21 protein-coding genes are annotated in these 25,570 nt (G+C 44.9%); 12 read left to right on the top strand and 9 right to left on the bottom strand.

The annotated features are described in order from the left end of the window. Window positions 1-223 precede the first annotated feature (223 nt). Both DFP75_RS09075 and DFP75_RS09070 read left to right on the top strand, forming a co-directional pair. The gene (locus tag DFP75_RS09075; RefSeq protein ID WP_110574812.1) at window positions 224-1,684 is read left to right on the top strand and encodes an NAD-dependent succinate-semialdehyde dehydrogenase; all 1,461 of its coding nucleotides are present in this window, start codon (window positions 224-226) and stop codon (window positions 1,682-1,684) included. Window positions 1,685-1,758: 74 nt separating this feature from the next. Then, complete coding sequence (locus tag DFP75_RS09070) at window positions 1,759-2,523, top strand: SDR family NAD(P)-dependent oxidoreductase (RefSeq protein ID WP_110574809.1); 765 nt, start codon at window positions 1,759-1,761, stop codon at window positions 2,521-2,523. Window positions 2,524-2,606: 83 nt separating this feature from the next. Here DFP75_RS09070 and DFP75_RS09065 read toward each other — a convergent pair whose 3' ends face one another. After that, window positions 2,607-3,776, bottom strand: a complete 1,170-nt coding sequence (locus tag DFP75_RS09065) for a lactonase family protein (RefSeq protein WP_181417015.1) — start codon at window positions 3,774-3,776, stop codon at window positions 2,607-2,609. Between the two features lie 290 nt (window positions 3,777-4,066). Here DFP75_RS09065 and DFP75_RS09060 point away from each other — a divergent pair, with 290 nt between their 5' ends. Further along, a complete protein-coding gene (locus tag DFP75_RS09060; protein WP_110574805.1) occupies window positions 4,067-4,735 on the top strand; it encodes a DsbA family oxidoreductase in 669 nt (222 codons plus the stop codon). 87 nt (window positions 4,736-4,822) lie between these two features. Here DFP75_RS09060 and DFP75_RS09055 read toward each other — a convergent pair whose 3' ends face one another. Further along, window positions 4,823-6,283, bottom strand: a complete 1,461-nt coding sequence (locus DFP75_RS09055) for a benzaldehyde dehydrogenase (protein WP_110574803.1) — start codon at window positions 6,281-6,283, stop codon at window positions 4,823-4,825. A 328-nt stretch (window positions 6,284-6,611) separates the two neighbouring features. Here DFP75_RS09055 and DFP75_RS09050 point away from each other — a divergent pair, with 328 nt between their 5' ends. Continuing rightward, a complete protein-coding gene (locus DFP75_RS09050) occupies window positions 6,612-8,375 on the top strand; it encodes a sigma-54-dependent Fis family transcriptional regulator (RefSeq protein ID WP_110574801.1) in 1,764 nt (587 codons plus the stop codon). A gap of 92 nt (window positions 8,376-8,467) precedes the next feature. Here DFP75_RS09050 and DFP75_RS09045 read toward each other — a convergent pair whose 3' ends face one another. From DFP75_RS09045 to DFP75_RS09025, 5 genes are all read right to left on the bottom strand, one after another. Next, window positions 8,468-9,232 carry a coniferyl-alcohol dehydrogenase gene (locus DFP75_RS09045; RefSeq protein WP_245927019.1) on the bottom strand — a complete coding sequence of 255 codons (765 nt, stop codon included), beginning with the start codon at window positions 9,230-9,232 and terminating at the stop codon, window positions 8,468-8,470. 304 nt (window positions 9,233-9,536) lie between these two features. After that, a complete protein-coding gene (locus tag DFP75_RS09040) occupies window positions 9,537-10,130 on the bottom strand; it encodes a Crp/Fnr family transcriptional regulator (protein ID WP_110574797.1) in 594 nt (197 codons plus the stop codon). Next, window positions 10,105-11,079 carry a DMT family transporter gene (locus tag DFP75_RS09035; protein ID WP_110574795.1) on the bottom strand — a complete coding sequence of 325 codons (975 nt, stop codon included), beginning with the start codon at window positions 11,077-11,079 and terminating at the stop codon, window positions 10,105-10,107. The genes DFP75_RS09040 and DFP75_RS09035 overlap by 26 nt, the downstream gene beginning before the upstream one ends. Further along, window positions 11,076-11,921, bottom strand: coding sequence for an arylamine N-acetyltransferase family protein (locus DFP75_RS09030; RefSeq protein ID WP_110574793.1), 846 nt, complete (start codon window positions 11,919-11,921; stop codon window positions 11,076-11,078). Before DFP75_RS09030 ends, DFP75_RS09035 begins: the two co-directional genes overlap by 4 nt. A gap of 185 nt (window positions 11,922-12,106) precedes the next feature. Continuing rightward, window positions 12,107-13,381: an ABC transporter substrate-binding protein gene (locus DFP75_RS09025; protein WP_110574791.1), complete on the bottom strand. Its 1,275-nt coding sequence runs from the start codon at window positions 13,379-13,381 to the stop codon at window positions 12,107-12,109. Between the two features lie 188 nt (window positions 13,382-13,569). Between DFP75_RS09025 and DFP75_RS09020 the strand changes: the two genes are divergently transcribed. The 6 genes from DFP75_RS09020 to DFP75_RS08995 all read left to right on the top strand — a co-directional run bounded on the left by DFP75_RS09020 (window position 13,570) and on the right by DFP75_RS08995 (window position 21,487). Further along, window positions 13,570-16,101, top strand: a complete 2,532-nt coding sequence (locus DFP75_RS09020) for a hypothetical protein (protein ID WP_110574789.1) — start codon at window positions 13,570-13,572, stop codon at window positions 16,099-16,101. Between the two features lie 98 nt (window positions 16,102-16,199). After that, entirely contained in the window at window positions 16,200-17,285 is a 1,086-nt protein-coding gene (bglB, locus tag DFP75_RS09015) for a beta-galactosidase BglB (RefSeq protein ID WP_110574786.1), read from the top strand. Between the two features lie 52 nt (window positions 17,286-17,337). After that, complete coding sequence (locus DFP75_RS09010; RefSeq protein ID WP_110574784.1) at window positions 17,338-18,429, top strand: ABC transporter ATP-binding protein; 1,092 nt, start codon at window positions 17,338-17,340, stop codon at window positions 18,427-18,429. After that, complete coding sequence (locus DFP75_RS09005) at window positions 18,426-19,415, top strand: carbohydrate ABC transporter permease (RefSeq protein WP_110574782.1); 990 nt, start codon at window positions 18,426-18,428, stop codon at window positions 19,413-19,415. Before DFP75_RS09010 ends, DFP75_RS09005 begins: the two co-directional genes overlap by 4 nt. A 2-nt stretch (window positions 19,416-19,417) precedes the next feature. Beyond that, entirely contained in the window at window positions 19,418-20,461 is a 1,044-nt protein-coding gene (locus DFP75_RS09000; RefSeq protein WP_110574780.1) for a carbohydrate ABC transporter permease, read from the top strand. Window positions 20,462-20,464: 3 nt separating this feature from the next. Beyond that, the gene (locus DFP75_RS08995) at window positions 20,465-21,487 is read left to right on the top strand and encodes a LacI family DNA-binding transcriptional regulator (RefSeq protein WP_110574778.1); all 1,023 of its coding nucleotides are present in this window, start codon (window positions 20,465-20,467) and stop codon (window positions 21,485-21,487) included. Between the two features lie 54 nt (window positions 21,488-21,541). Here the strand turns inward: DFP75_RS08995 and DFP75_RS08990 are convergent, their stop codons facing one another. Both DFP75_RS08990 and DFP75_RS08985 read right to left on the bottom strand, forming a co-directional pair. Next, the gene (locus DFP75_RS08990) at window positions 21,542-22,051 is read right to left on the bottom strand and encodes a GNAT family N-acetyltransferase (RefSeq protein ID WP_110574776.1); all 510 of its coding nucleotides are present in this window, start codon (window positions 22,049-22,051) and stop codon (window positions 21,542-21,544) included. Between the two features lie 3 nt (window positions 22,052-22,054). Next, window positions 22,055-23,017: a helix-turn-helix domain-containing protein gene (locus DFP75_RS08985; RefSeq protein ID WP_110574775.1), complete on the bottom strand. Its 963-nt coding sequence runs from the start codon at window positions 23,015-23,017 to the stop codon at window positions 22,055-22,057. A gap of 226 nt (window positions 23,018-23,243) precedes the next feature. Between DFP75_RS08985 and DFP75_RS08980 the strand changes: the two genes are divergently transcribed. Both DFP75_RS08980 and eutC read left to right on the top strand, forming a co-directional pair. Next, complete coding sequence (locus DFP75_RS08980; RefSeq protein WP_110574773.1) at window positions 23,244-24,680, top strand: ethanolamine ammonia-lyase subunit EutB; 1,437 nt, start codon at window positions 23,244-23,246, stop codon at window positions 24,678-24,680. Next, window positions 24,677-25,531 carry an ethanolamine ammonia-lyase subunit EutC gene (eutC, locus tag DFP75_RS08975; RefSeq protein ID WP_110574770.1) on the top strand — a complete coding sequence of 285 codons (855 nt, stop codon included), beginning with the start codon at window positions 24,677-24,679 and terminating at the stop codon, window positions 25,529-25,531. The genes DFP75_RS08980 and eutC overlap by 4 nt, the downstream gene beginning before the upstream one ends. The last annotated feature ends 39 nt before the right edge of the window (window positions 25,532-25,570 follow it).

Here is a 25,570-nt window from a genome sequence, read left to right as displayed (position 1 = left end):
CAGTGTTTATTTTTATCGTTCGAGCGCTTAACCAACAATGATTGTTTACGGCTTCTTCAAACTTATGATATAACTCTTATATAAGACATAAGAGAAGTCAAGAACTATCCCATTACTCACTAAAAATAATGAACAAAAGTGGCAACAAAAAGCAGCGACTTGAAATAGACACAATCCATAGCAATCTAAAAATAAGACACATTCATTAAAGAGAGGTACCGCAATGCTTGAACTAAAGAACAAAGCACTCCTACAAACAAAATGTTTAATCAATGGAGAGTGGGTCGAATCTGCAGAAGGCAACACGCTAGATGTATTCAACCCAGCGACCGGTGAATTAGTAACAACCATTGCGAGCGTAGGTCCAGCCGAAACACAACAAGCCATCGCAGCGGCCGAAGCAGCGCAAAAAACTTGGAAAAAGAAAACCGCCAAAGAACGTGCGGCATTATTACGCCGCTGGCATGACCTACTAATGGAAAACCAAGAAGACTTAGCGAAGCTAATGACCGCTGAGCAAGGCAAGCCATTGGCAGAGTCTCGTGGTGAAATCGGCTACGCTGCGTCTTTCATTGAATGGTTCGCAGAAGAAGGCAAACGCATTTACGGCGACATGATCCCAACTTACGCACCAGATCGTCGTATTCTAGTCATGAAAGAACCCGTTGGCGTGTGTGCCGCTATTACACCTTGGAACTTCCCTGCCGCCATGATCACTCGTAAAGCGGGTCCTGCTCTTGCAGCGGGCTGTACCATGATCATAAAACCGGCTTCCGAAACGCCATTAAGCGCATTAGCAATGGGCGTTCTTGCCATCGAAGCCGGCATCCCAGCTGGGGTTATTAATATCGTAGTGGGTAAAGCGAGCCAAATCGCCAAAACCCTAACCGACTCTTCTGTTGTACGTAAACTGACCTTCACAGGCTCTACACCAATCGGCAAATTGTTAATGAAAGACTGTGCCGACACCATGAAAAAAGTCTCTCTTGAACTTGGTGGCAATGCGCCTTTTGTTGTCTTTGACGATGCCGATATCGACGAAGCGGTTAAAGGCGCCATGATGTCGAAATACCGTAACGCGGGCCAAACCTGTGTGTGTGCCAACCGCATTTATGTTCAAGCCGGTGTATACGACGCCTTTGTCGAAAAATTCGCGGCGCAAGTGGCCGCAATGAAAATCGGCCATGGCACTGAAAGCGGTGTCGAACAAGGCCCGCTGATTAACCGCGCGGCAGTGGATAAAGTTGACGAGCACGTACAAGATGCCATTAGTAAAGGCGGTAAAGTCGTCACAGGCGGTAAACACCATGAGCTTGGCGACAACTTCTACCATCCAACGGTTATCGCCAATGCCACGCAAGACATGTTGTTTGCCAAAGAGGAAACCTTTGGTCCTTTGGCCCCCGTCTTCAAATTTGAAACAGAAGACGACGTCATCGCCATGGCGAACGACACGGAGTACGGCCTAGCGTCTTATTTCTACTCTCGCGATATTGGTCGTATTTTCCGTGTAGCAGAAGCGTTAGAAACAGGCTTAGTCGGTGTGAACGCTGGCGTCATCGCTACAGAAGTTGCGCCATTTGGTGGTTATAAAGAGTCAGGTCTAGGTCGTGAAGGTTCTAAATACGGCATTGACGATTACATCAACACCAAATACGTTTGTGTTGCCGGTTTAGATAAATAGCGGACAAACCAAAATTTACAAAGAGTGCTCACTCCAACGTGAGCACTCATTTTTTGTCGATCGGAGAATAATACATGCCGACATTAACCAACCAGTATCCTTCCTTAAAAGACAAAGTCGTGTTTATTACTGGCGGTGGCTCAGGGATTGGGGAATATCTTGTTCATCACTTTATGGGGCAAGGCGCACGCGTTGCTTATATCGATATTGATGACGTTAGCTCTAACGCTTTAAACCAAAAACTGTGCGACGAATTTAACACCACACCTTGGTTTAGAAAAGTCGACGTCCGTGACATTGCTGCCTTGCAATCGGCCATTGACGACGCAGCACAAGAGCTTGGCAACTTAGACGTATTGATCAATAACGCGGGCAAAGATGACCGCCATAAAATCGAAGACGTTACGCCTGAATACTGGGACAACTGCCTAAATATCAATATGCGTCCGCATTTTTTTGGTATGCAAGCCGCAGCGAAATGGATGAAAGAAGGCGCAAGCATTATCAACATGGGATCGATCAGTTGGATGCGTGGCCGTGCTGGCATGGTGGGTTACACCACATCAAAAGGTGCGATTCACACCATGACACGCACTATGGCACGAGAGCTTGGCCCACGCGGTATTCGAGTTAACTCCATTGTTCCAGGCGCAGTAGTCACAGAACGCCAAAAAGCGCTTTGGCTAACGCCAGAGTTGGATCAAGAATTTATCGACGTACAATCCCTGAAATTTCGCATTCAACCAGACGATATTGTTGCCATGGCGCTGTTTCTTGCCTCCCAAGACAGCCGCGCCTGCGCAGGCCAGAACTTTATCGTAGATGCAGGTATTGTTTAGCCGCCTTAATTAATGAAAAAGCACTCTTCTGCTCTACATTAGGGTAAGAGCTAGTGGAGTGCTTTTTAGCTATCTATTAAGAGTTAAAGATCAACAATCTCAACCCAATTAGCCCCTTCACCAGTTGGCGCTTCATCAACCTTAGTGAGCCCGCCAGTCTCTACATCGACTCGATATAAACCTAAATTGGCGTCTTTTTCACCCGACACCACCATAAAGCGACCATCTTTACTGAGTGCAAAACCACGCGGTTGTTGCTCGACAGATGTCATGTTTTGGTAGCTTGGCAGGCCAGTTTTTTGGTCAATCGACAAAGTCGTTATGATACTTTTGGTTCTCTCAGACACATATAAAAAACGGCCATCAGAGGATAAATGCATATCAGCAGCCCAAACTTTAGGAAGGTCATTAGTGGCTTTTATAGAAGGCGGCACACCGTTTTCCAACGCTAATTCCTTAGCAGGAACACCTTCCGTTGCGCCTTTTAGCGTCAATAAACCAGACTTAGCATCATACTCGTAAGTCGTTACCGTTCCAGACAATTCCCCTAGAACATAAACGTAATGACCCTCTTTAGAAAAGACAAAATGCCTTGGGCCTGCGTATTGTTCCGTTTTAACTGCAGCAGGAGAATTTGGTGTTAATTGACCCGTTTGCTCATCAAATCGATACTGCCTTATTTCGTCATCGCCTAAGCTAGAAGAAAATACAAAACGATTGTCTGGGCTGGTATGAATAGCATGGGCATTTCGGCCTGCATCCAGTACTTGCTGCGCCTCATGACGAACCACACCGTTATCATCGATAGGACTAACACTGATTAAATTGCCGCCGTAAGACGCCGCAAATAAAAACCGCCCCGATTTATCCGTATCAATATTCGCCATACTCGAGGGTAAGTTCGCCTCACCTTCCTCTGCTAAATCCCCTGAAGCAGGATCAATGCGGTAGGAGATAACACGAAAAGGTTCAGAACGAATAGATGCGTACAAATGAGACTTATCAGGACTGACTGATAACGGCATTACATTATTACCGGTTTTTGTGCTGCCAAGCGGCACTAACTTAATCTCTTTGCCATCTACCTGCTTGTTATCTAGAAGGTACCAAGTGATCGTGCTGTCTTTAGCATTGGAAACATACACATACTGACTCGCATTAGTATTCTGAGACATCATTCCTAATCCTGTTGCGCTCATAAACAGTAATGCTCCAGAGAACATACCATTCATTGATTTGTTAAATATCGTCATTATTGTTTTTATCCTTGCCGAGCTAAACAAAAGCCTTTTGTGGAGCTGAACAGAAAGCACCATACCAGCAGCTCTAGATGTATAACATCATACAGAAGTAGAATCAGCAACAAACATTTTATGACCATGGCAGGTCTGTTCTTCGTTAAATTACTCAGGTTTGTGTAAATTATCTGCAATGGTCACTGGCGGCCGTCTTTTTCTCTTTTAATTCTTACACACGCCCCCATCTATTTTTCAATGCACAATTTTTAACCTTAGCCTTTTATTTACAAGCGATGGGAACCACTATGAAAGAGCCATTAGATATTCAATTTGTTTCCGATGTGATGTGCCCTTGGTGCGTTGTCGGTCTTGGTAATCTCAACAAAGCACTTGAGCAACTAAACGATAAAGTCGATGCCACTATCACTTTTCAGCCCTTTGAGCTAAACCCAAATATGCCAGCTGAAGGTCAGGACTTAAGCGAACATATCACGGAAAAATACGGCATTAATAAAGAACAGTCAGACCAAAATAGAAAAATGATTGAGGCCCGTGGCAAAGAAATCGACTTTGATTTTAACTTCAATTCTGAAAGCCGCATGCGCAACTCATTTGATGCTCACCGCTTGCTGCATTGGGCTCAGCTTGAAGGCAAACAGACAGAACTTAAAAACGCACTATTTAAAGCGCACTTTACCCACAACCAAGATGTGAGTGACCACAAAGTACTCGCCAACCTTGCCGCTAGCGTGGGCCTAGACCCAGCAGCTGCAAAAGGTATTTTGGATAAGAACCACTTTGCCGATGAAGTCCACCAGCAAGAGCAAATCTGGCAGCAGAATGGCATCACTTCGGTTCCAACCGTCATTATCAACAACGCCTACGCGATTTCTGGTGGCCAGCCAGCAGAAGTCTTCAAAAGCGCAATAGAAGAAGTGCTTGAGAAACAAAAAGCAGAACAAGCAAACGCTTGATAAAAAGCCCCGTGTTGTTTATCCATTCATTGGAAAAATAACGTGGGGCTTTTTAAGTTTAAAATAGCTTAGCCACTTTTACTTAGATTAAAATGGATAAGGCGTCGCATTTTGCTTAACCGTTACCCATTGCCAATGAGTATAAAGATCCCAATCCGCAGGGCCACAAACCGAATTGCCATTACCGGATGCACCACAACCACCAAAGGGGTTAATGCATTCATCATTAACGGTTTGATCATTGATATGCAGTAGACCAACATGCAACTGAGCCCCAATACGCTGCGCACGGGAAAGATCATTCGAGATCACCGCGCCCGCTAAGCCATATTGTGTATTGTTCGCCATCACAATCGCCTCCTCATCGCTTTTAAAGGTAACGATATTGACCACTGGACCAAAAATTTCCTCTTCAAAGGAGCGCATGCCTGGTTTCACATTGCTCAATACTGTTGGCGAGTAAAAAGGCCCGTCATAGGTGCCGCCCGCTTCTAATTTAGCGCCCGCCGCAATGGTGTCTTGTACAATGGCATGAACTTTTTCAAGTTGACGCTGATTAATCAGAGGCCCTAAAGCCACTTTCCCAGACACAGGATCGCCAACCGGTAAATGTTGCGCTTTTTCGACAATTTTTGCGGTTAACGCTTCTGCGATGCTTTCTTGAACCAAAATACGGCCAGATGCCATACAAATTTGCCCTTGATGGAAATACGCGCCCCAAGCAATATTGCTCGCCGCTACATCAAGATCAGCATCTTCCAAAATAATCAGTGAGCTCTTACCACCTAACTCAAGAGACACTTTTTTTAAGTTACGGCCACAAGCTTCACCCACTTTCCGACCTGCCGCAGTAGACCCAGTGAACGCCACCATACCTATTTCTGGTGCGGCACAAAGTGCTTCCCCAGCGTCTACTGCACCTGGGAATACTTGAAACACCCCCTTTGGTAAACCAGCTGCTTCTAAAGCAAGAGCGAGTATAAAACCACCCGTTACTGGCGTTTGAGGATCGGGCTTGGTCACCACAGCATTACCCACCGCTAAGGCAGGAGCAATCGACCGAATAGAAAGAATCATTGGAAAATTAAAAGGCGAAATAACACCCACCACACCAATCGCCTTACGTGTTGCATAAGACATGCGTTCAGGCCCAGCAGGTAGCGTCAGACCATTAGGCTCCAATGTCATATTGGCTGCCAATTGCAGGATTAATATGGCTTCTTTTACTTCGTGTTGGCCTTTAGGAATGATACCGCCCGTTTCACGAGCGATATACAAAGCAAGCTCTTCCGCATTATCTTGAATAAAAGTCGCGGCTTTATGAAACAAGGTAGCCTTGTCTCTCGGTGGGACTTTTACCCATTCTTTTTGCGCTTCCTGCGCCCGTTCGCATGCGGCATATACATCGTCTGCTGTGGCGATGGCCACTTCACTTAAAACCTTACCTGTTGCTGGCTCTATCACCTCTTGCTTATTTGAGGCCGCAACCCAATCACCTGTAAAAAACGCCCCAGACCATTTTTTGGATGCCAGTACGGATACCGTCATATCTGCTCTCCTATTTATTTTTATTGATTGGTTTATGACTAGAATGACAACTGCAATGCAGACAAATTTGCCTGTTATCCATTGCATATTTTTCGTTCTAATACTTAAAGCAATACCTATGCCGAAATATGATTATTTTCTTTTCACCCTACATAGAGTAGCTAAACCATTGATAAACATTGCATTTAAGCCGCATTAAAGAGAATCAACACGGTTTAGCATAGCTTAAATATTGCACAGCACACTTGACGATATCATCAAACGCAATCAACACTAGGAAAAAAGCAGTTGATCATTTCATCAAGCAGATGAAAGAGGAAAAATAATAATGACAAACTCGCATCGAATTTCCTTGGCAGATTTGGCTAAAAACAGCGAAAAGATCTTACTCAAAGGCAGCTCCCGTGAACTAGATAGCCAACACACTCCCACCGTAGAAGAGCTGACCGAATGCCTGTTTTTCTCGCCAGGAGATGGCCGTATTTGGTTAGACGATCAACGCATGCTGTTAATCCATAGTTCTTCATTTGGGCTCTTACGACGCGAAATGATTGACTCTCTTGGTCTTGATAAGTCTCGCGACATTCTCACTCGAACGGGTTATCTATCTGGCCTGCGCGACGCTGAGCTCATTCAAAAGCGTTGGCCCGATTCAGACCCCGCCTCCATTTTTGAAGCCGGTACTCACCTTCATGGTTTAGAAGGCGTTGTTAAAGTGGAAACGATTTTCTTTGAGTTTGATACTGAAAAGGGCCTGTATGACGGTGAGTTTTTTTGGCATCACAGCAGTGAAGACGAAGAACATATTGCTGCCTATGGCATTGGGAGCTCACCCGCCTGCTGGATGGAGTTAGGCTACGCCATCGGCTACGTCTCAGGCTTAGTGGGTTCTTTGGTAATTTTTCGCGAGGTAGAATGCCAGTCCATGGGACATTCCATCTGTCGAGTCGTCGGTAAATCTGCTGAACTTTGGGACGATATCGAAGACGACATTCGATTTCTCAACGTCACCACCAACGAAGCAGACATGCGTATAAAACCAGATACGCAGTTCGATAAGATGGAGTTGGATACACCGGATGATCAGCCCAAAATGATTGGCGTATCCGCTGCGTTTACCGCCGCGAATCATTCATTACAAAAAGTGGCACCAACGAATGCCACCGTTTTATTCACTGGCGAATCTGGCGTCGGCAAAGAGCTTTTTGCCAGCATGCTGCATAAGTTTAGCCGTCAAACAGGCCCTTTTGTGGCATTTAACTGCGCCGCCATTCCGGAAAACCTAATGGAAAGTGAGCTATTTGGTGTCGAAAAAGGCGCTTACACCGGCGCGACAAGCAGTCGCCCAGGACGTTTTGAGCGAGCAAACGGTGGCACTCTATTCTTGGATGAAATCGGCACGCTGAGCCTTGCAGGGCAAAGTAAATTATTACGGGTTTTACAAGAAAAAGAGGTAGAGCGAGTCGGAGGAGTCTCGGCGATTAAGGTCAATGTACGAGTCGTCGCGGCAACCAATGTCGACTTGCGCAAGGCCGTTGATAAAGGCGAATTCCGCGAAGACCTTTTCTTTCGTTTAAACGTATTTCCTATCCATTTACCGCCACTAAGAGATAGAAAAGCCGATATTCCACTGCTGGTAAACCACTTCTACCATCAGTTTTGTCAACAGCATCAAAAAGCCCCTTCGGGCATGACTCAATCTGCACGACAAGCGCTATTAAATTATGGCTTTCCGGGTAATATTCGTGAGCTACAAAATTTAATGGAGCGCGGTGTGATCGCTTCAGAAGAAGGCGAACCCATTGATCTGCCGCATTTGTTTAGAAATGAGTTTATTCCCGAAGACATTATCTATTCCGTAAATCACCAAGGCACGCTAAGCCATGTTGATGACAAAAAAGCATCCACAAACTCCCTCTTAGAATACATCACGCAATTTGTCGGCGGGGAAGATCATCTTGATATCGAAAAGCTTGAACAAAGCCTATTACAAGAAGCCGTCGATAATGCCCAAGGCAACTTATCAGAGGCCGCAAGGCGAGTTGGCCTAAGCAGGCCCCAACTGGCTTATCGATTAAAGAAGAATAAATAAGACCCAAACATTGCCATGCAAAATAAAAGAGCCCCATGAGGAAGCTAGATCACGGGGCTATCTTTTGCATCTGTCTGTCGTAGTAAACCTCATTAAAGATACGTTGAAGCTAAACCGCCATCCACAGGAATATTCACGCCACACACCCAGCGGGATGCATCAGAGCAAAGAAAGCCAATCACTTCAGCCACTTCATCCGAATACGCTGGACGAATCATTCGTTCTGCGTCTTTTTGGACACGTTCTTCGCCTAACATAGACACAAAGTCGCCTAAAATGGGCGTAAAAACAGGACCGGGAGCCACACAGTTCATGCGTACGCCATGATCACGAAACCAAGTAAAGGCTTGTTGCGTAGACCAAACAATCAGGGCTTCTTTAAAATATTGATAACAAGTTTCTTGTGGCACGGGATTCTTTTTCAGCCAAGCAGCGCCTTCTTCAAAATAAGAGGTGTCCGCTAACGCCTTATGCTTTTCTAAACGCTCTGGCCATTCAATACCCAAGACAGAGGCTACATTGACAATGCTGGCACCCTTAGTGAATCGAGGAATAAGCGCTTCCGTTAAATGACGTAAGCCCAGATAATTCACCCGACCAACCAAATCAGCGTCAGCCGTACCGGGAACACCTGCAATATTACAAAGAGCATCGATTTTTTCTGGTAATGAATCTAAAGCAGCATCAATCGCGGTAGGATTACCCAAATCTATTTGTACAAAGCCATCCAGCGTCATACTGGGTTCATTACGATCAATCCCTATAACCCGCGCACCGCGGAAACGAGCAAGCCTTGCTACGTCTGCCCCGATGCCAGAAGACACACCAGTAATTACGATCGTTTTATTCGTTAGCATTATCTTGTTTCTCCTTATTTTTGTTATGAAACATAGACAAAGTAGAAAGACGCTACTTTGTCAGTCCGCAACAAGGAGAATTGCATGGAGTATGCCTAAACAGAAAAGCAGCCATAAATTTTCTTAATAGCATTTCAAGGCATTGATACTCATAAGATTTTCTTATCTAGAAATAAACAAATGGATGAAAGCTCTGGCGCCGTGCGTCCCAATTCATTTCATCAAATGGTCAAATCCAATAAAACAGCTAGGGACAAAATTAATGATTTAAAGAAGTGATCAAGAGGAACAATCGCACCAACTATCAGTCTCGATGCCATTTCAGCTTCTGTCGAATTCTACTCAATGCCACCGGCGTAATTCCGATATAAGACGCAATTTGTTGCTGTGGAATCACATTTTTAAGTTCAGGATAGTCGGCACAAAAATCGAGATAACGACGCTCAGCAGAATGTTTTACAAAAGCATTTTCACGCTCTTCTTTAGTAATAAAAATACGTTCAAGAAATTTGGCGTAACACTCTAAAAAACCAATATCCTGACGCATCTGCTCGTAAAAAGCTCGCCAAGGATAAGAAGAGACCATGCAGTCTTCTAAAGCTTGAATTCCGAACAAAACACGTGCTTCGGTCACCATCGCCTTGGTTGAGCCAATGATTCTGGGACTCTTGGCAAAGGTTTGCGTGAACTCTTTCCCTTCATCAGAGACACTCACATAACGCACTAATCCAGAATGTAAAAAGAACAGACGATTCGCAAAATCCCCTTGCTGAAACAAATAATCGCCTTTTCGAATGACATGAATATCCATTGGCACCGTCAGTCTTTGCCAATCGATGTCATAGCCCAATTCGTTAAAATAGGCTTGAAAGCTATTTTGCAGTTGCATTCGATCCATGGGCTATTTTTACCTTGCTGAAATTGCCATCAATAAGAAACAGTGCGATAGCTAACAATACAATGCCAGAAGCGAAAGGCCAATCGACCAAGCTTAATAAACGCGATTGTGTCAGCGCGGTAAATAACGCCACCCAAACGGGTATCGTATAAGACATCGCAAGTAAGCGACTTGCCCCAACCGCCATCACCAAACGCTGCTGCAATACAAAGGTAAATAAGGTAGTAAACACCGTTAAATACAACACATTTACCCAGAAACCTTGCGACAACCATTGCACCTGACCAAGCTCCCCCCAAATCAACGCAATAGGCAGCAGCCACAAGGTGCCAAATAACATAATCATAAACGCGCCGGATAATGCCCCTAACGAACGGCCCCACTTTTGAACCGACACCACATGCAAGGCCAATAAGAAACACGCCCCAACAAAAATGTAATCACCGGAATGCCACTGAAATCCGTCGTTACCCTGAGCAGGAAAGCCTTTTGTAGAAACACCTTGTGTAGAAAACAACACAGTCATCGCGCCGATTGAGCCAAGAACAAACCCGACAACTCGCCACACAGGTGCGATTTCCTTGATCCAAGCTCTCGCAATCATCACACCAATTAAAGGAACCAGTGTATACAAAACAGACGTATTCAGAGGCGTAGTCGACTGCAACGCCACAAACAATCCGATGAAAAATCCCACCAACGCGCCGCTTATCACCACATAATGAAAAAGCCGCTGACGAGAAGCAAACAACGCCTTAAACTGCTCGGTTTTATTCAACTTAGCTCGCTGCCAACTGAACAACAACGCTGGCAACATAATCAACATTGCCAATAAAAAGCGAAACGCTGAAGTCGCAACCGGACTGGCGTATTCCACCATATGACCCGATACGATAAAAGAAGACGCCATCAACCAAGCCCACAGCAACAAGGTAAAAAATGAGCTCATGACGTTACCCCGACTTTATTTTCGGCCAAAATAGGCGCCACAAAGCGGATAAAAAGATGCTCAATCACAGCTGGCTCAAGGGTAATATCAAACTCAGAGCTCAAAATATTGCCCAATGATTCAGGGCTTTCAATTAACTGCTTGCGCTTGCCGTGGCGACCTCTAATCGTAAGTTCGGCATTCACCAAAGCAACCGTCTGGTCTTGCTTCTTCAAGGTCACCATCAAGTTCTTTAAAAACACAGCACTAGGATGTTTATGAGAATAAAAATGCCCCAGCGCGCAATCAGCATCGGTATAAACAGCGCTATCAAAGCGATAAAGGGTAAAATAGTCATCGGCCTTCACGACCTGCAAATCATACTCACCATTGCCTCTGCCTAGCACTCGATAACGATCTAAACCAGCCGTTTGCGGCGTGTTTATATCTAACCGCAACGGTGCAATCGGCCCATTACCACCAAAACCGGTATCGACCAAATAACTCACGCCTTCTAAGGTTAACAAGGTCACTCGATGCGTTCTGCCCGCTTCACGCTCAACATTATTATTCAGTACTCTTGCCAACTTAAGCTGCACGTCATAACCCAAGGCTTTTAATAGCTCAAACGTCAACTTATTATGCTCAAAGCAATAACCACCCAAACCGCGCGTCACTATTTTCTCGCTGATTGCCTCTACATCCAGAGAAATATCTTCCCCTAGCACCACTGCCAAACTATTAAAGCTATAACGAGCCACATGCTTTTCTTGCAACGCCATAACAAATTCAATGTTCAGCTGCTCCGGAACCGCCAACCCAAGGTCGGATACATAGTTTTGTAGACTTGGTGATAACAACATAATTTGCGCCCTTTAATAATGAACAAACATGGAATACAACCAAGATTACAGGAGCCGAGCAGATAAGGAATTAACATAGGTTAAGGAGGCTTCCTTTATATAGTCAGATTTTAGACAAAAAAAAGCAGCGTTTTACCGCTGCTCAAACTTTCGCCGTAGAAGCCTTCTTCATACTAGATAAAGCACTATTGCTTACTTAACTCCGCGTTACCTTTTGCAACATCGGAAGCCATTCTGTCATAAGTTTCCTCAAGGGTTAGTTCACCTACGATCAGCTGACTCATTCGTTGTACAGCGGAGTCATAGACGATATTGGCGCCTTTCGCTTTTTGAAGTCGACGGATGCTCTCAGTGACATTGCTTGCGTTATTTGCAAACACAGTCATCGCTGCTTTAGCGTTTTCATCATCAAGTTGGTAATTCAGGTTTTGTACATTTGCACCTGGGATAATAATAAACTCTTCTGCAAGCTCTCTTTGTACGGGCTCAGAACCCAAATACTCAATCAATTCAGCGACCGCTTCAGGGTGCTTAGTATGTTTAAATGCCGCCACATAAGTTGCTCCTGGCATAGGAATACAGCCACCATCACCACAAGGCGCATCCAAAGCACTCCATTCAAATGCATCACCTATTTTTTCTTTAAAAGGGTTTACCATCCAGTTACCCGCAAAATAGGTCACTACGTTGGCATTAATAAACTCGTCGCCCATATTTTTATAGCGAGTACCGCCTGCAGCTCCCCACATTTCTTTGGGGAAAGCCCCTGTTTGAGTCCAGTGATAAAGGTCTTTTATGTAAGCTTTGGTAGGCGCATCAGGGAAATTAAAGGTGCCATCATCATTAACAAAGTTGGCACCATAAGAATAGGCCGGTCCACTAAAACGGTGCCCTGAGCGGTCCATAGTGAAAGGAATATCGACGCCAGTTTTATCTGCTACTTTTACTGAAGCTGCAACAATATCAGCAAGCGTTGCACCTTTTTTAGGCAGCGGGACTCCAGCTTGTTCAAACAAGGTAACATTAACAAAAGGCTGGTTAAGAGTCTGTGATGCCACATAGCCACCAATCTTATCTGGGGCACTCTTTTCATCACGCAATAAACTCAATGTGTTGCCATGCAGTTCCGCAAAGCCATCGGGATCCTTCATATAAGGACGTAAGTCTAAAGTGAATCTTATGAGTGAATTATCCGCGATTTTCGCAAGATCAGGGCCTTCTCCTACAGACAGCTGTAAAGGCAGCTGTTCTTTGGATTGCGCATAACTGGTCGTAACGTACTCCACCGAAATATCTGGGTGTGCTTTATCAAACTTTTCTACCAACTCACCCATTTTTTTTACATAGTTAGGATCATCATCGGTAAACCAAAAAGTTAAATTTTGTGTTGCAGCATGTGCCTGTCCAGCCAATAACGATGCGGCTGCAAAAGTACTTAGAACAAGATTCAAACGAGCCATTTACTTCACCTCATTTTCTTTTTATTTGATCAAGGTAATGAAAATATTTTCATTAAAATAATTCAATACTTACTATTGATAGCGATTAGATTATAGACATATACTGAAAAAAATTGCCAAATATATTTAAAACATCATTTTAAATAAAAAAATAATGAAAAAAATTTCACTAAGATAAGAGACCCATAATGAATAAAAATAAAATCTATTGGGACCTTGCTACTAACAGCGCAATCAATCGCTGGGCTATGTCTCCTGCAGAAGAAACTTATTTTCCAGGCGAAGCCAGAACCATGCCTGACGCCGTAGACTATCGCTTTATTAACGGCTGGGTAGATACAGGGGATCTACCCTGTAGAGAAAGTTTGAGGGAACATATTGCTCAGCGGACCGTATCCCTTCCTAACGACCTTTCTTTCCCTGAAATCTATTTTGGCGGCGAAGACAATCGCGTAGACTTTTCCACTTTTCGCTTTCGCCCAACTTTAATAAAACGCTGGCTGACTTGCTCTTTATACTCCGAACAAGCCCAAGAAGCTGAGTTTTCCTTAGAAACTTGCGGCGGTGTCCACATTTGGCAAGATGGCGAAAAAGTGATTCAGCTTGACCATTATCAACGCAATGAACCAACAAGCCAGTCCTTCACCTTAAATCTTCCAAAAGGGAACTGTGAACTGATTGTCTTTTTGGAGGAATTACATGAGCGTGACGCTAGCTGCTACTTTGTCTTGACGCTTAAAAAAGGCGATCAAATCAAAACGGGGCTATCCCTTGAAATCGACGAAGAAGAAGTAAAAGAAATCGAGAAAACACTCGAAGGGTTACGCACTAACCAAGTATTTTATTGCAATGAAGATCTATTAATTCAAGCAGATTACAAACCTAAAAAAGCCACCAAAGTACAACTTGATACTGGTAGCTATCCAAGCGAAACCGTTACTATGAATGTATTGCTTGATGGCATGAAGATGCAAGAAGAAGTCAGCTTTTTCGTTGAAAAATCATTTTCTTCAGCCACTCTTTTTAATACAACAGGGCTAAACGCAGGTTGTATCTCTCTACGTTTCTTAGTTAAAACTGGACCTCTTACTTTTAGCCGCAGCCTTGGCACGACCATTTTACCACCAGCGATCGATGTTACTGCTGAGAACTTAATATCTCGTAAAGCACTCGCCTTAGAAACCATGCTCAGCCATGGCAAAGAAGAACCAGCCAGAGCCTTAGCTGCTCTGGCCTTAAAACAACAGCCAGAATTAGCCAGCCGCCTTATTGAACGAGCCCTACTGCCTATTAAAGAGCGCCACGATTGCGCGGATTTCTGGATATTGCCACTTCTTTGGATGTACAAAAGCTATGGTTACTCTCAACTCGAACCAGCCCTTTGGGATCAAGTCAAACACGAAGCACTAAACTTCCGCTACTGGTTAGATGAACCGGGCAATGATGTTATGTGGTTCTGGAGCGAAAACCATGTTTTATGCTTCCACGTTGCGCAGTATCTTGCCGGCAGCTTATTCGAAGATGAGATCTTCCCCAATAGTGGTAAAACAGGCAGACAACACAAAGCTCAAGCCCACGCTCGTTTAATACGTTGGTTTGACTCAATGGATGATCACGGGCTGGCAGAATGGAACTCAGCGGCTTACTACCCGATTGATTTTCTTGGCTTATTTACTCTAATGACCAATGCAGAAGACGACAGTTTGGTTTCTAGGGCTAAGCAGTTGATTGATCAGATTTTTATCATGGTCGCCCTTCACACCACTGGCAGCGTATGCGCCGGCTCTCAAGGTCGCATTTATGAAAAAGAATTACTAGCAGGACCAGCAACCGAGCTTGGATCGATAGCCGCCATAGCTTTTGGTGGACAATGGTATCCAGGCTACGACCGAGTAACCGCGTTATTAGCAGTGAGCGACTACCAACCGCCTCAGCTTTGCCAGCGTTTACTAAGTGTGCCTGCTGGAGAATCCATTTACTCAAGATACACGCAAGGCTTAGATCACAACGCGAAGATCACCCTATGGAAGTCTACGTCATTGCAGCTATCGACTGTATCCGACTACAAGACAGGACAAAAAGGCCACCAGCAGCACTTTTTAGATGTGCAAACCAACGCTCACCCATTGGCTCGTTTCTGGATCAACCATCCTGGTGATCTAAAAGTTTGGGGAGGTAGTCGACCTTCTTATTGGGCCGGCAATGGTGTTCATCCTAAAGTGGCGCAATATAAAAACATAGGCTTTATGATTTTTGACCAAAGAGCCTTCACTGACTCTATTAACTTTACCCATGCGTTTGTACCAGCGCCAATCTGTGACGAATTTATTGAAGAGTCTAATTGGCTGTTTGCTCGTTCTGGTTCAGCGCTAATCGGTATTTATTCGTCTCAAGCCTTACAACCACTAAAACACGGACTTTACTCTGGCTATGAGTGGCGTGCCTACAGTAATCATTCCGCATGGATAGTGATTACTGGAGAAATAGAAGAACACACGAGTTTGGCCCGTTTTCGTGAGCACTGCTTAGCACACGCCCCTGAATTCCAAGACGAAAACAACCAAGTCAGTCTAAATTATGACAATGGCACACTGACCTTAAACTACCTTTCTGGTATTCATCTAGAAGGCATACCTATCCCGTTTGCCCCCTTATCGCCAATACCACACTTAGCTTTTTGCAACACCGAACTTATACCTTGGCAGGACTTATCCTCATAACGTCTTTTATCACAATGTATTAGGGCTATTTATAAGCCACAGTTTATCAAGGCTCTGTTTATTAAATGATAGAGGCTAAGTATTTGGAGAGCACAAACATGCAAGCAAACATCAATACACATATTTTAAATGAGGCTTTAACATCATTGTCCAGAGGTTTTCGCTCACTTAAAGGCATAGGCAATGTCGAAGCAAAATCCAGTGATGATATTCTTTTCGACGAATGGGATTGGGAAGTTGGTGTCGGGTTATACGGTGATTTTCGTGATGCTAAAGAACGCAATGACCAAGCCGCACTTGAACGCATTGGCCGCTGGTATGATTGGCAGATCCAACGTGGTTTACCTCGCCGCCAAGTGAATTCCACTGCTCCTATGCTAACGCTAGCACTACTAGCTGAACACTTTCAACGGGATGACTGGAAAAGCATTGTCGAAGAATGGGCCGACTGGATTCACACAAAAATGCCAAAAACCGAAGAAGAAGGATACCAGCATCTCGTTAAAGAACGCGATAACGACGGTGAACTTTGGGATGACACCTTATTTATGGCCGCTTTGTTTATGGGAGCGGCAGGCAAACTTTGCCAACGCCCAGAATGGACACAAGAAGCACAATATCAGTATTTATGTCATATCCGCTTTCTTGGCGACACTCGAAGTGGCTTGTTTTACCATGGCTGGACTTTCCTTGGGCGTCACAACTTTGCCAACGCACTTTGGGCTCGAGGTAATGCCTGGCTAACCCTTTCCATTCCTGAACTATTCCGCATTCTTGAGCCACAAAGCGTCACCGCCCGACAGCTCAAAAATGTGTATTTAACACAAGTCAGAGCCCTAAAAGAATGCCAGCGTAAAGATGGCATGTTCCATACTCTGCTCAATGACCCTAGTTCACCTATTGAAGCATCGGCCACCGCAGCCATTGGTTATGGTTTACTGGCTGGCTGTCGCGAAGGGCTGCTAGACATTACTGAATACCAAGAAATGATTCATTTATGCCTAAATGCAGTGATCAAAAGGATCAATGAAAATGGCATTCTAGAAGAAGTTTCAGATGGCACGGCTATGGGTCACTCTTTAGAGTTTTATAAACAAATTGGCAACACCCCAACACCCTACGGCCAAGCACTTGCCTCACTCTTTCTATCTGAGTATCGGAGTTTTACTAACAAAACACACTAACACTCACATTAACAAATACTCTCATAACGATAAAAAAAAACAGGAGCAACACATGGCTGCCATTCAGCTCAAAAACCTTCACAAACGCTATGAATCTATTGATGTCATGCATCATGTCAATGTCGACATTGAAGATGGCGAGTTTGTCGCTTTAGTAGGGCCTTCAGGTTGCGGCAAGTCTACTTTATTACGTTTAATTTCTGGATTAGAAGACATTACTTCAGGAGAAATCCTATTTGATGGCAAAGTCGTTAATCGACTTTCTCCTGCTGAGCGAGAAATCGCCATGGTGTTCCAATCCTATGCTCTCTATCCGCATATGACAGTGAAAAAGAATCTTTCTTTTGGTCTTGAAAATCTCAATATGGACCGGGCCATCATTGAAGAGCGCATCCAAAAAGCAGCCAAGCTACTTGACCTTCTACCTTATATGGACAGAAAGCCTAGGGCTCTGTCTGGCGGTCAAAGACAACGAGTCGCTATTGGTCGAGCCATAGTCCGCAATCCAAAAGTATTTTTATTTGACGAGCCTCTGTCTAACCTAGACGCCAAACTACGCGTACAAACCCGCGGCGAAATCACTAAGCTTCATAAAAAGCTAAACACCACCATGATTTATGTAACCCACGATCAGGTGGAAGCCATGACCATGGCTGAGAAAATTGTTGTGGTAAACGCAGGTAAAATAGAACAAGTCGGCAAGCCACTAGATCTTTTCGAACGCCCTGCTAATCGTTTCGTTGCCGAATTTATTGGCTCCCCCAAAATGAACATGTTCAAATCTAAAATTACCAATGTGTCTGACAGTGGGATTGAAGTAACTTCCAACACTATTGATCACTTCTGTATTCCTGTCGCCTCAGAGAACGCCAAAATCGGCGACAGTGTCACCCTTGGTGTTCGGCCTTCACACATAGAAATAGCCGAGTCTGGAATTCCACTGGAAATCACTCAACTAGAATGTATGGGACATGAAACTTTTATCTACGGGTCACTCAAAGGAGAAAGCGAAGATCTAGTGGCACACCTCCCACATCATTTTGAGGCCGAAATTGGCGACACAATCTATCTCCGCTTCAGCTCCCAATTTATGCACGTTTTTTGTGATAAAACCGACCAAGCATTTAAGAGGATAGAATCATGAAAAACCTGTCCGCTTTCCTTTTCTCGATTCTCGATAAATTCATGCGTTTCATTGAATTGCCGACAGTCTATCTGCAGAAAAAGATAGGCGTGCAACGCATGGGCTACCTGTTTGTCGCTCCAAACATGGTGCTATTTTCTTTATTCGTTTTTTTACCTGTTGGTTTAGCCATAGCTTACGCCTTTACCGGCGGCACTAATATGCTGATCTGGGATCGTCCATTTATCGGCTTCGAAAACTTTTCTCGCCTACTCAACTGTGGCAGCTACATGGACCCAGCTAGTTGTGAGTTTGACCTATTTTGGACAGCGATTCACAACACATGGTGGTACACATTACTTAACGCCACAGGCACTTTAGTCATGGCGCTTATCACCGCAGTGGTGCTAAACCGCCTAACCAAAGGCAAAGCGCTTTTCCGCTCCATTTTCTTTTATCCGGTACTGCTTTCTCCTGTAGTTGTCGGTCTAATCTGGAAATGGTTTCTTGCTCGTGATGGGTTGCTGAACTCGTTGGTTCTAGACCTTGGTGGCGAACGCACCATTTTTCTACTGGAGGTCTGGTGGTCTCGCTTTTGGGTAGTTTATGTCTCTATATGGTTTCATATGGGCTTCTTTACTCTGATCATTTTGGCGGGCCTACAAGCCATTCCAAGAGACATTTACGAAGCTGCAAAAGTCGATGGCACGAGTGAATGGCGACAGTTCTGGCGTATCACCCTGCCATTACTCACACCAAACTTATTAGTGGTTGCTGTGCTCTTATTGATTCGATCAGTGCAAGTGTTCGATGAAGCCTGGGTACTGACAGATGGTGGTGGTCCCGGAACCGCAAACACCTTTATTGTGCAATTTATTTATCAAACCGCCTTCAGTTCAGAAGTTAGACTCTATGGTCTGGCATCTGCGGCATCGGTATTAATGGGCTTAGCCCTACTCGCGCTGACATTAATACAAGTCTGGCTAGCGAAAAAAGCGGAGTACTAATTATGCTTAAATTTTTAACCCGTACTCGTCATCACGGCAAAATGGACATTACCGATATTTTGTCTTGGCTTTGGCTAACACTCGGCACCGCTGTAATTGCCATTCCAATTGCTTGGGCTATGCTGTCATCACTTAAAACTGAAGCGGAAGTAAACAGTTTCCCACCTAGCCTCATTCCACAATCTACGGTAAATACTCAGGTAGAAGGCTACGACAAAGATCTTTCTGTTTGGAAGTGGACTCAACCTAATGGCGAAATCAAAAACGTCGCCTTAGTACGTCGCATCGGCATAAAAGCCACGGTAGTAGACATAGACAACCCTGAAAAAACGCTTCAAGTACCCACTTCAGAAATCACTCAACTAAAGGACGTAAATTTCCAATGGCAGAACTATACGGACCCTCTTGAACGTTTTGACTTTTTTACATACATCAACAACACGGTATTTGTCACCGTGGTCGCAACAATTTTGACACTACTGCTTAATTCTATGGCGGCCTTTGCTTTATCCAAGTATAAATTCCGTGGCAAAAACGCAATCTTCATGTTGATTTTGTCCACCTTGATGCTGCCACTTTCTGTCATAATGGTGCCCGCCTTCATTGTCATTGTCGGCTTAAATTTAGCCGATAATTTGTGGGGAGTTATATTTGCAACGGTCGCCACACCAACTGGTGTGTTTATGCTGCGCCAATATATGCTAACCATCCCAGATGATTTGATAGAGGCAGCACGAGTTGATGCGGCTTCAGAATTTCGTATTTACTGGCGCATAGTGTTACCGCTTTGTGCACCAGCTCTGGCGGTATTGGCCATATTCTCTGTAATATGGCGATGGAATGATTTCCTCTGGCCATTGATCGTGTTATCAAGTCCAGAGAACTACACGCTACAAATTGGGTTAAATGCTTTCCAAGGGCAATTCTCGGTAGAGTGGCACTATATTCTCGCGATGACCGTTATTGCACTGATACCAGTGACCATCGTCTTTCTTGTTTTACAAAAATACATTACTGAGGGCGTAGCAGGCAGTGGAGTCAAATAAACTATGAGTTTAAAGAAAATATCAGAAAGAAGTGGCGTTGCCATCAGTACGGTCAGTCATGTACTGAATGGCACTGCCAAAATCTCTGATGATGTTCGCCAACGAGTATTACAAATAGCCAAGGACATTGGCTATTTAGATTCTCGTATCAAACGCGCGCAGACACCGACATTGCGTAAAATCGCCCTGTTTGTAGATTCTGATCGCCTAAGGCAAACCGACGTCAACTTCGTCTCATGGACCATACTTGAAACACTGCGTAAGGAATGCGAGCAAAAGGGGGTCGAAATTGAACCCATTTTGATTGACGAACTTAAAGGTGACTACAACAAGATATCGGAGCGCATGACAAAGACAAAATGTGACGGTATTTTGGTGTATTTTGACGAAAACCAAAAGCTCCTAAATGAAGTCATCAACACCAATTTGCCCTGTATTTTGCTCGCAGGGCAAGAACCCGGCATGCACATTGGATCAGTCGGTATTGGCGATAGAAATGGGGCTCGTCTGGGCGTTGAGCACTTAATTGAGCTGGGGCACAGAAACATAGGCATTGTCTCTTGGCCAGGACGTTATACCATCAGGCAACGACTTGATGGCTTTAAAGAAGCCATTAACGAGCACCTCGAACTTGGCCTTTCAGCGACTGATATTCAACTGGACAGTTTCCAGCCAGACATTGCTGAAAAAGGCATGAGTAAGTGGTTAGAACAGCATCCCGATTTGAATCAGATCACAGCCTTCTTTTGTCTTGCCGATAACGTTGCCATTGGTGTCTTAAACGCCTTACAAAAGAAAGACATTCAAGTACCTCAGGATGTTTCCATTCTTGGGTTTGATGACGTGTTTGCAGGCCAAATGATGCAACCCGCGCTATCAACCGTTCATACGCCGCTGCATCACATTGCCCGTTGTGCTTTGGAAGAGCTAGAACTTCTCACCCGTCGCACAAGCAAAAATGCACCTGCACGAAGAGTAGAACTCGGCTGTCGTCTTATTGAAAGGCAATCGTGTAAAGCAATATAGAGAAAAGCGACTTTAAGCCAAGCCCAATTTCGCAAAAGCGTTGGGCTTGGCTTTTTAATGACTTCCACCAACTTCTTTTTCGAACCATTCAACATCCCAGTATTGCCCAAACTTTCGGCCCACTTCGAGGTAAACACCTACGGATTCAAAACCAAATTTTTCATGGATAATACGCGAAGCTTCGTTAGGTAAAGTGATACCTGCGTAGGCACGATGCACGTCTTCTGTTTCCAATTGCTCAAACAATTCAAGGTACAAAGCCGTTCCCAAACCTCGACCTTTGGTATTTGGCTTTAGATAAATACTGACTTCCACTGAGGTTTCATAAGCGCGCTTTGGTTTGAATTGAGCACTACAAGCATAGCCAAGAATGTCACCGTCTTGATCCGCTACCAGTAAACGATGTCGACCTGTGAGCGCAAATTGTGCGAACCAAACCGCTCTACCCTCTAGGGTATAAGGCTCTATATCAAAGGTCGTCGCCGTATTCACTATGTAGTGATTATAAAGATCGGTTAATGCAGGTAAGTCATCAATGACAGCTGGACGAATTTGAACGCTCATTATTTATACACCACTCCACTCTAATGTCTGCGAAGGCTGTTCGCCAAACAACTGTTTGTAGTCTTTGGCAAACTGGCTCATATGCCAAAACCCCCATTGCGCGGCGATGTCGCTGACTGCCTCGTCACTGTTTGCCTGCACAAGTGAACGACGCACGCCATTTAAACGACTGATGCGTAGATATTGGATTGGGCTGACGCCGAGGATGCTTTCAAAACTGTATTGCAGTGTGCGACGGCAGACATTGGTGACTTCACACAATTGCGTCACAGTGACCGGTTCATCAAGGTGGTGATCTAAGAACTGACGTGCCGTGTCTACAACGGTTTTACGGTGATAATAACTTTGTGTTTTCGCTGGCAGGGGCTCTTCAACTTTAAGCACTTCGAGCAACGCCATCATCACAATGTCTTGCTGTAATCGTGGCGGTGTTTCTTTATTTTGCAACGAAAGTAAACGCGCTAACACGAAGCGTACTTCGGCTAAGGTTTTATCTGGCACGCCAAGGCGTCCATGCTCGGTAAGTTCTTTCCAGTTAATATCCAAACCATGAATTGTCGCCATCTTGATCAACTTAGAGCGATCCACAACAAGTCCATACAAATCATAATCTTGCGGTGTCGATAACTGAAAATCACAGTCGCCCGGTCGGCACATAATATTATTGGGATGGATGGTTAAGCCGTTAATACGGCTTTCTTCTTGATCGGCAAGAGGAATCCCCAACCAAACAGAGTCTGGCCAAACGACACATTTTTGCTGCAATGCCTGACTGGTGTATTCACAAAAAACTTGTAGGCCATCAAACGGCAGCTCAACAATACGACCGTAAAAACTACCACGACTGGTTTGATCGTACTCTTGCTGCCAGTTAGTCAAATTACTCGCGTGCAAATCAGCATCATGCGCTTCCGATACATGAGGATAAAAGCACCCTTTTGGTGCATCAATCATTAAATTCGACATAATCACGCCTGTCCATGTTTGTTTGTTTCCTTCGTACTGAATAAAAAACTAACCTAACAAATTGAAATATATAGCCTTTTCTAATTTTGCCATTATTCGATAACGTCGTTTTATGGAATTCCGTAATGTTAACTTATGTCATCTGTGTTCAAGCTATGCAAAATTGACACCCTTTTCGTTTGCTTTCTTGAACCTACACCCTCTCAGTAAAGCGCGCGAGACCACTATGAGTACAATACATTCGACCTTTAAACTGAAAAAGTTTCAATTTACCAACACCGTCGGAGAACGCACCTTCGGCTTTGTCGATCTTGCGGACTTAATGGCGAAAGCGACACCTGCACGATCTGGTGATCGCTTGGCAGGCGTTGCCGCCGCTAGCGCCGAAGAGCGTGTTATCGCACAAATGACATTAGCCGATGTACCGCTAAGCCTTTTCCTTGAACAAGCGCTTGTTCCCTACGAAGAAGATGAAATTACCCGATTAATATTAGACGATCATGACAAAAACGCTTTTTCTTTGATTTCCCACCTTACTGTGGGTGGATTTCGTGATTGGTTATTAAGTGATTTAGCCACCAGCGAGATGCTTACTCAGATTCGCCCCGGTGTAACACCAGAAATGGCGGCCGCCGTGAGTAAAATCATGCGTAATCAGGATTTGATTCTGGTCGCGAAAAAATGCCATGTAAAAACCGCGTTTCGCAACACCATTGGTTTGCCTGGGCATTTGTCGACGCGCTTACAACCAAACCATCCAACCGATGATTTGACCGGCATCGCGGCCAGCATGTTAGACGGTTTGCTCTACGCCAATGGTGATGCGGTGATCGGCATCAACCCTGCCACCGACAACGTGCAGCAAGCCACGCGCTTGATTAAGATGATGGATGAAGTCATCCAGCATTATGAAATCCCGACCCAATCCTGCGTTTTAACTCACGTTACCAACACCATTGAATGCATCGAGCAAGGCGCACCAGTGGATTTGGTATTCCAGTCGATAGGCGGAACCCAAGCGACCAACGACAGCTTTGGCTTTAATCTTGCGAATCTGGCCGAAGCCCAAGACGCCGCCTTGTCGCTGAATCGCGGCACGGTTGGCAACAACGTGATGTATTTCGAAACGGGACAAGGCAGTGCCTTATCGGCCAACGCCAACCATGGGTTGGACCAGCAAACCTGCGAAGCGCGCGCTTATGCAGTAGCACGTAAGTTCAATCCACTTTTGGTCAATACGGTTGTCGGCTTTATCGGCCCAGAATATTTGTACGATGGCAAAGAAATTACCCGTGCAGGTTTGGAAGATCACTTCTGTGGCAAATTGCTTGGCTTACCCATGGGTTGCGACGTCTGTTACACCAACCACGCCGAAGCCGACCAAAACGACATGGATAATTTACTGACACTTTTAGGTGTCGCTGGTTGCACTTTTGTTATGGGCATCCCAGGTTCTGACGATATCATGTTGAACTACCAGACCACCTCGTTCCATGACGCACTGTATGCTCGCAAGGTTTTAGGATTGAAGCCTTCACCAGAGTTTGACCTCTGGCTCGCCAAGATGGAAATTTTCAAAAATAACGAGCAATTCACTCTTAATCACCAATTGCCCGATGCGTTTCATAAGTCCCTGAATCGTCTTATTGGAGGTCGCCCATGAGCCAGTCTGATAAGACTTTCCCAACGCACCCACATGCAGAGCCAGTTACGGAAAACGCGTGGAGCAAGCTGAACGCCTTCACCGATGCTCGCGTTGGTTTAGGGCGTTCAGGTATCAGTGTTCCAACCAGACATTTACTCGCTTTCCAGCTTGCCCACGCTCAGGCCATTGACGCCGTTCACACACAGCTCGATAGCGATGCCTTATCGCAGGCACTCATGGAACAGGATTGGGCGAAAGATTGGACGAAACACTGTGCCCCCCTAATGTTGCACAGTCGCGCGACGGACCGCGCAACCTATCTTCAGCGTCCAGATTATGGCCGCAGGCTAGACGAAGAATCTGCCAATAAACTAGACGAGCACAGAGCTTCCACTTCACAAGATTATGATCTTGCGATTGTGGTGGTAGATGGCTTGTCCTCTCTCGCAATAGAACAAAATACCCTACCTTTTCTGCAAGCCCTCTCCAGCCATATTAAAGACTGGAAGCTAGCGCCCATCTGTTTTGTAAAACAAGGTCGCGTCGCAATTGGTGATGATATTTGCGAACGACTAAACGCCAAGTGCGTTTTGGTGTTAATCGGCGAACGCCCCGGGCTTAGTTCCCCCGACAGCTTAGGTTTATACCTGACTTGGGGCGGCAAAGTAGGCTTTACCGACGCCTACCGCAACTGTATCTCCAACGTTCGCCCTGCGGGCTTGGTGTACCAAGAAGCGGCACGCAAAGCTTTTTATTTATTAAACGAAGCACGAACCCTGAAACTATCAGGCGTCAAACTCAAAGACAGATCAGACGATGATTTAATTATGGACACCAGCAAGGAGTCGAAGAACTTCCTAATCTCTTAGGGACAAGAAACACATAAGCCCATCGGGTAAAAATGACGG

It is taken from the genome of Marinomonas alcarazii (genome assembly GCF_003208215.1).
GTDB classification, from domain to species: Bacteria; Pseudomonadota; Gammaproteobacteria; order Pseudomonadales; family Marinomonadaceae; genus Marinomonas; species Marinomonas alcarazii.
The sequence above is the reverse complement of the archived record's forward strand: the minus strand, read 5'-3'. Positions and strand labels throughout refer to the sequence as shown.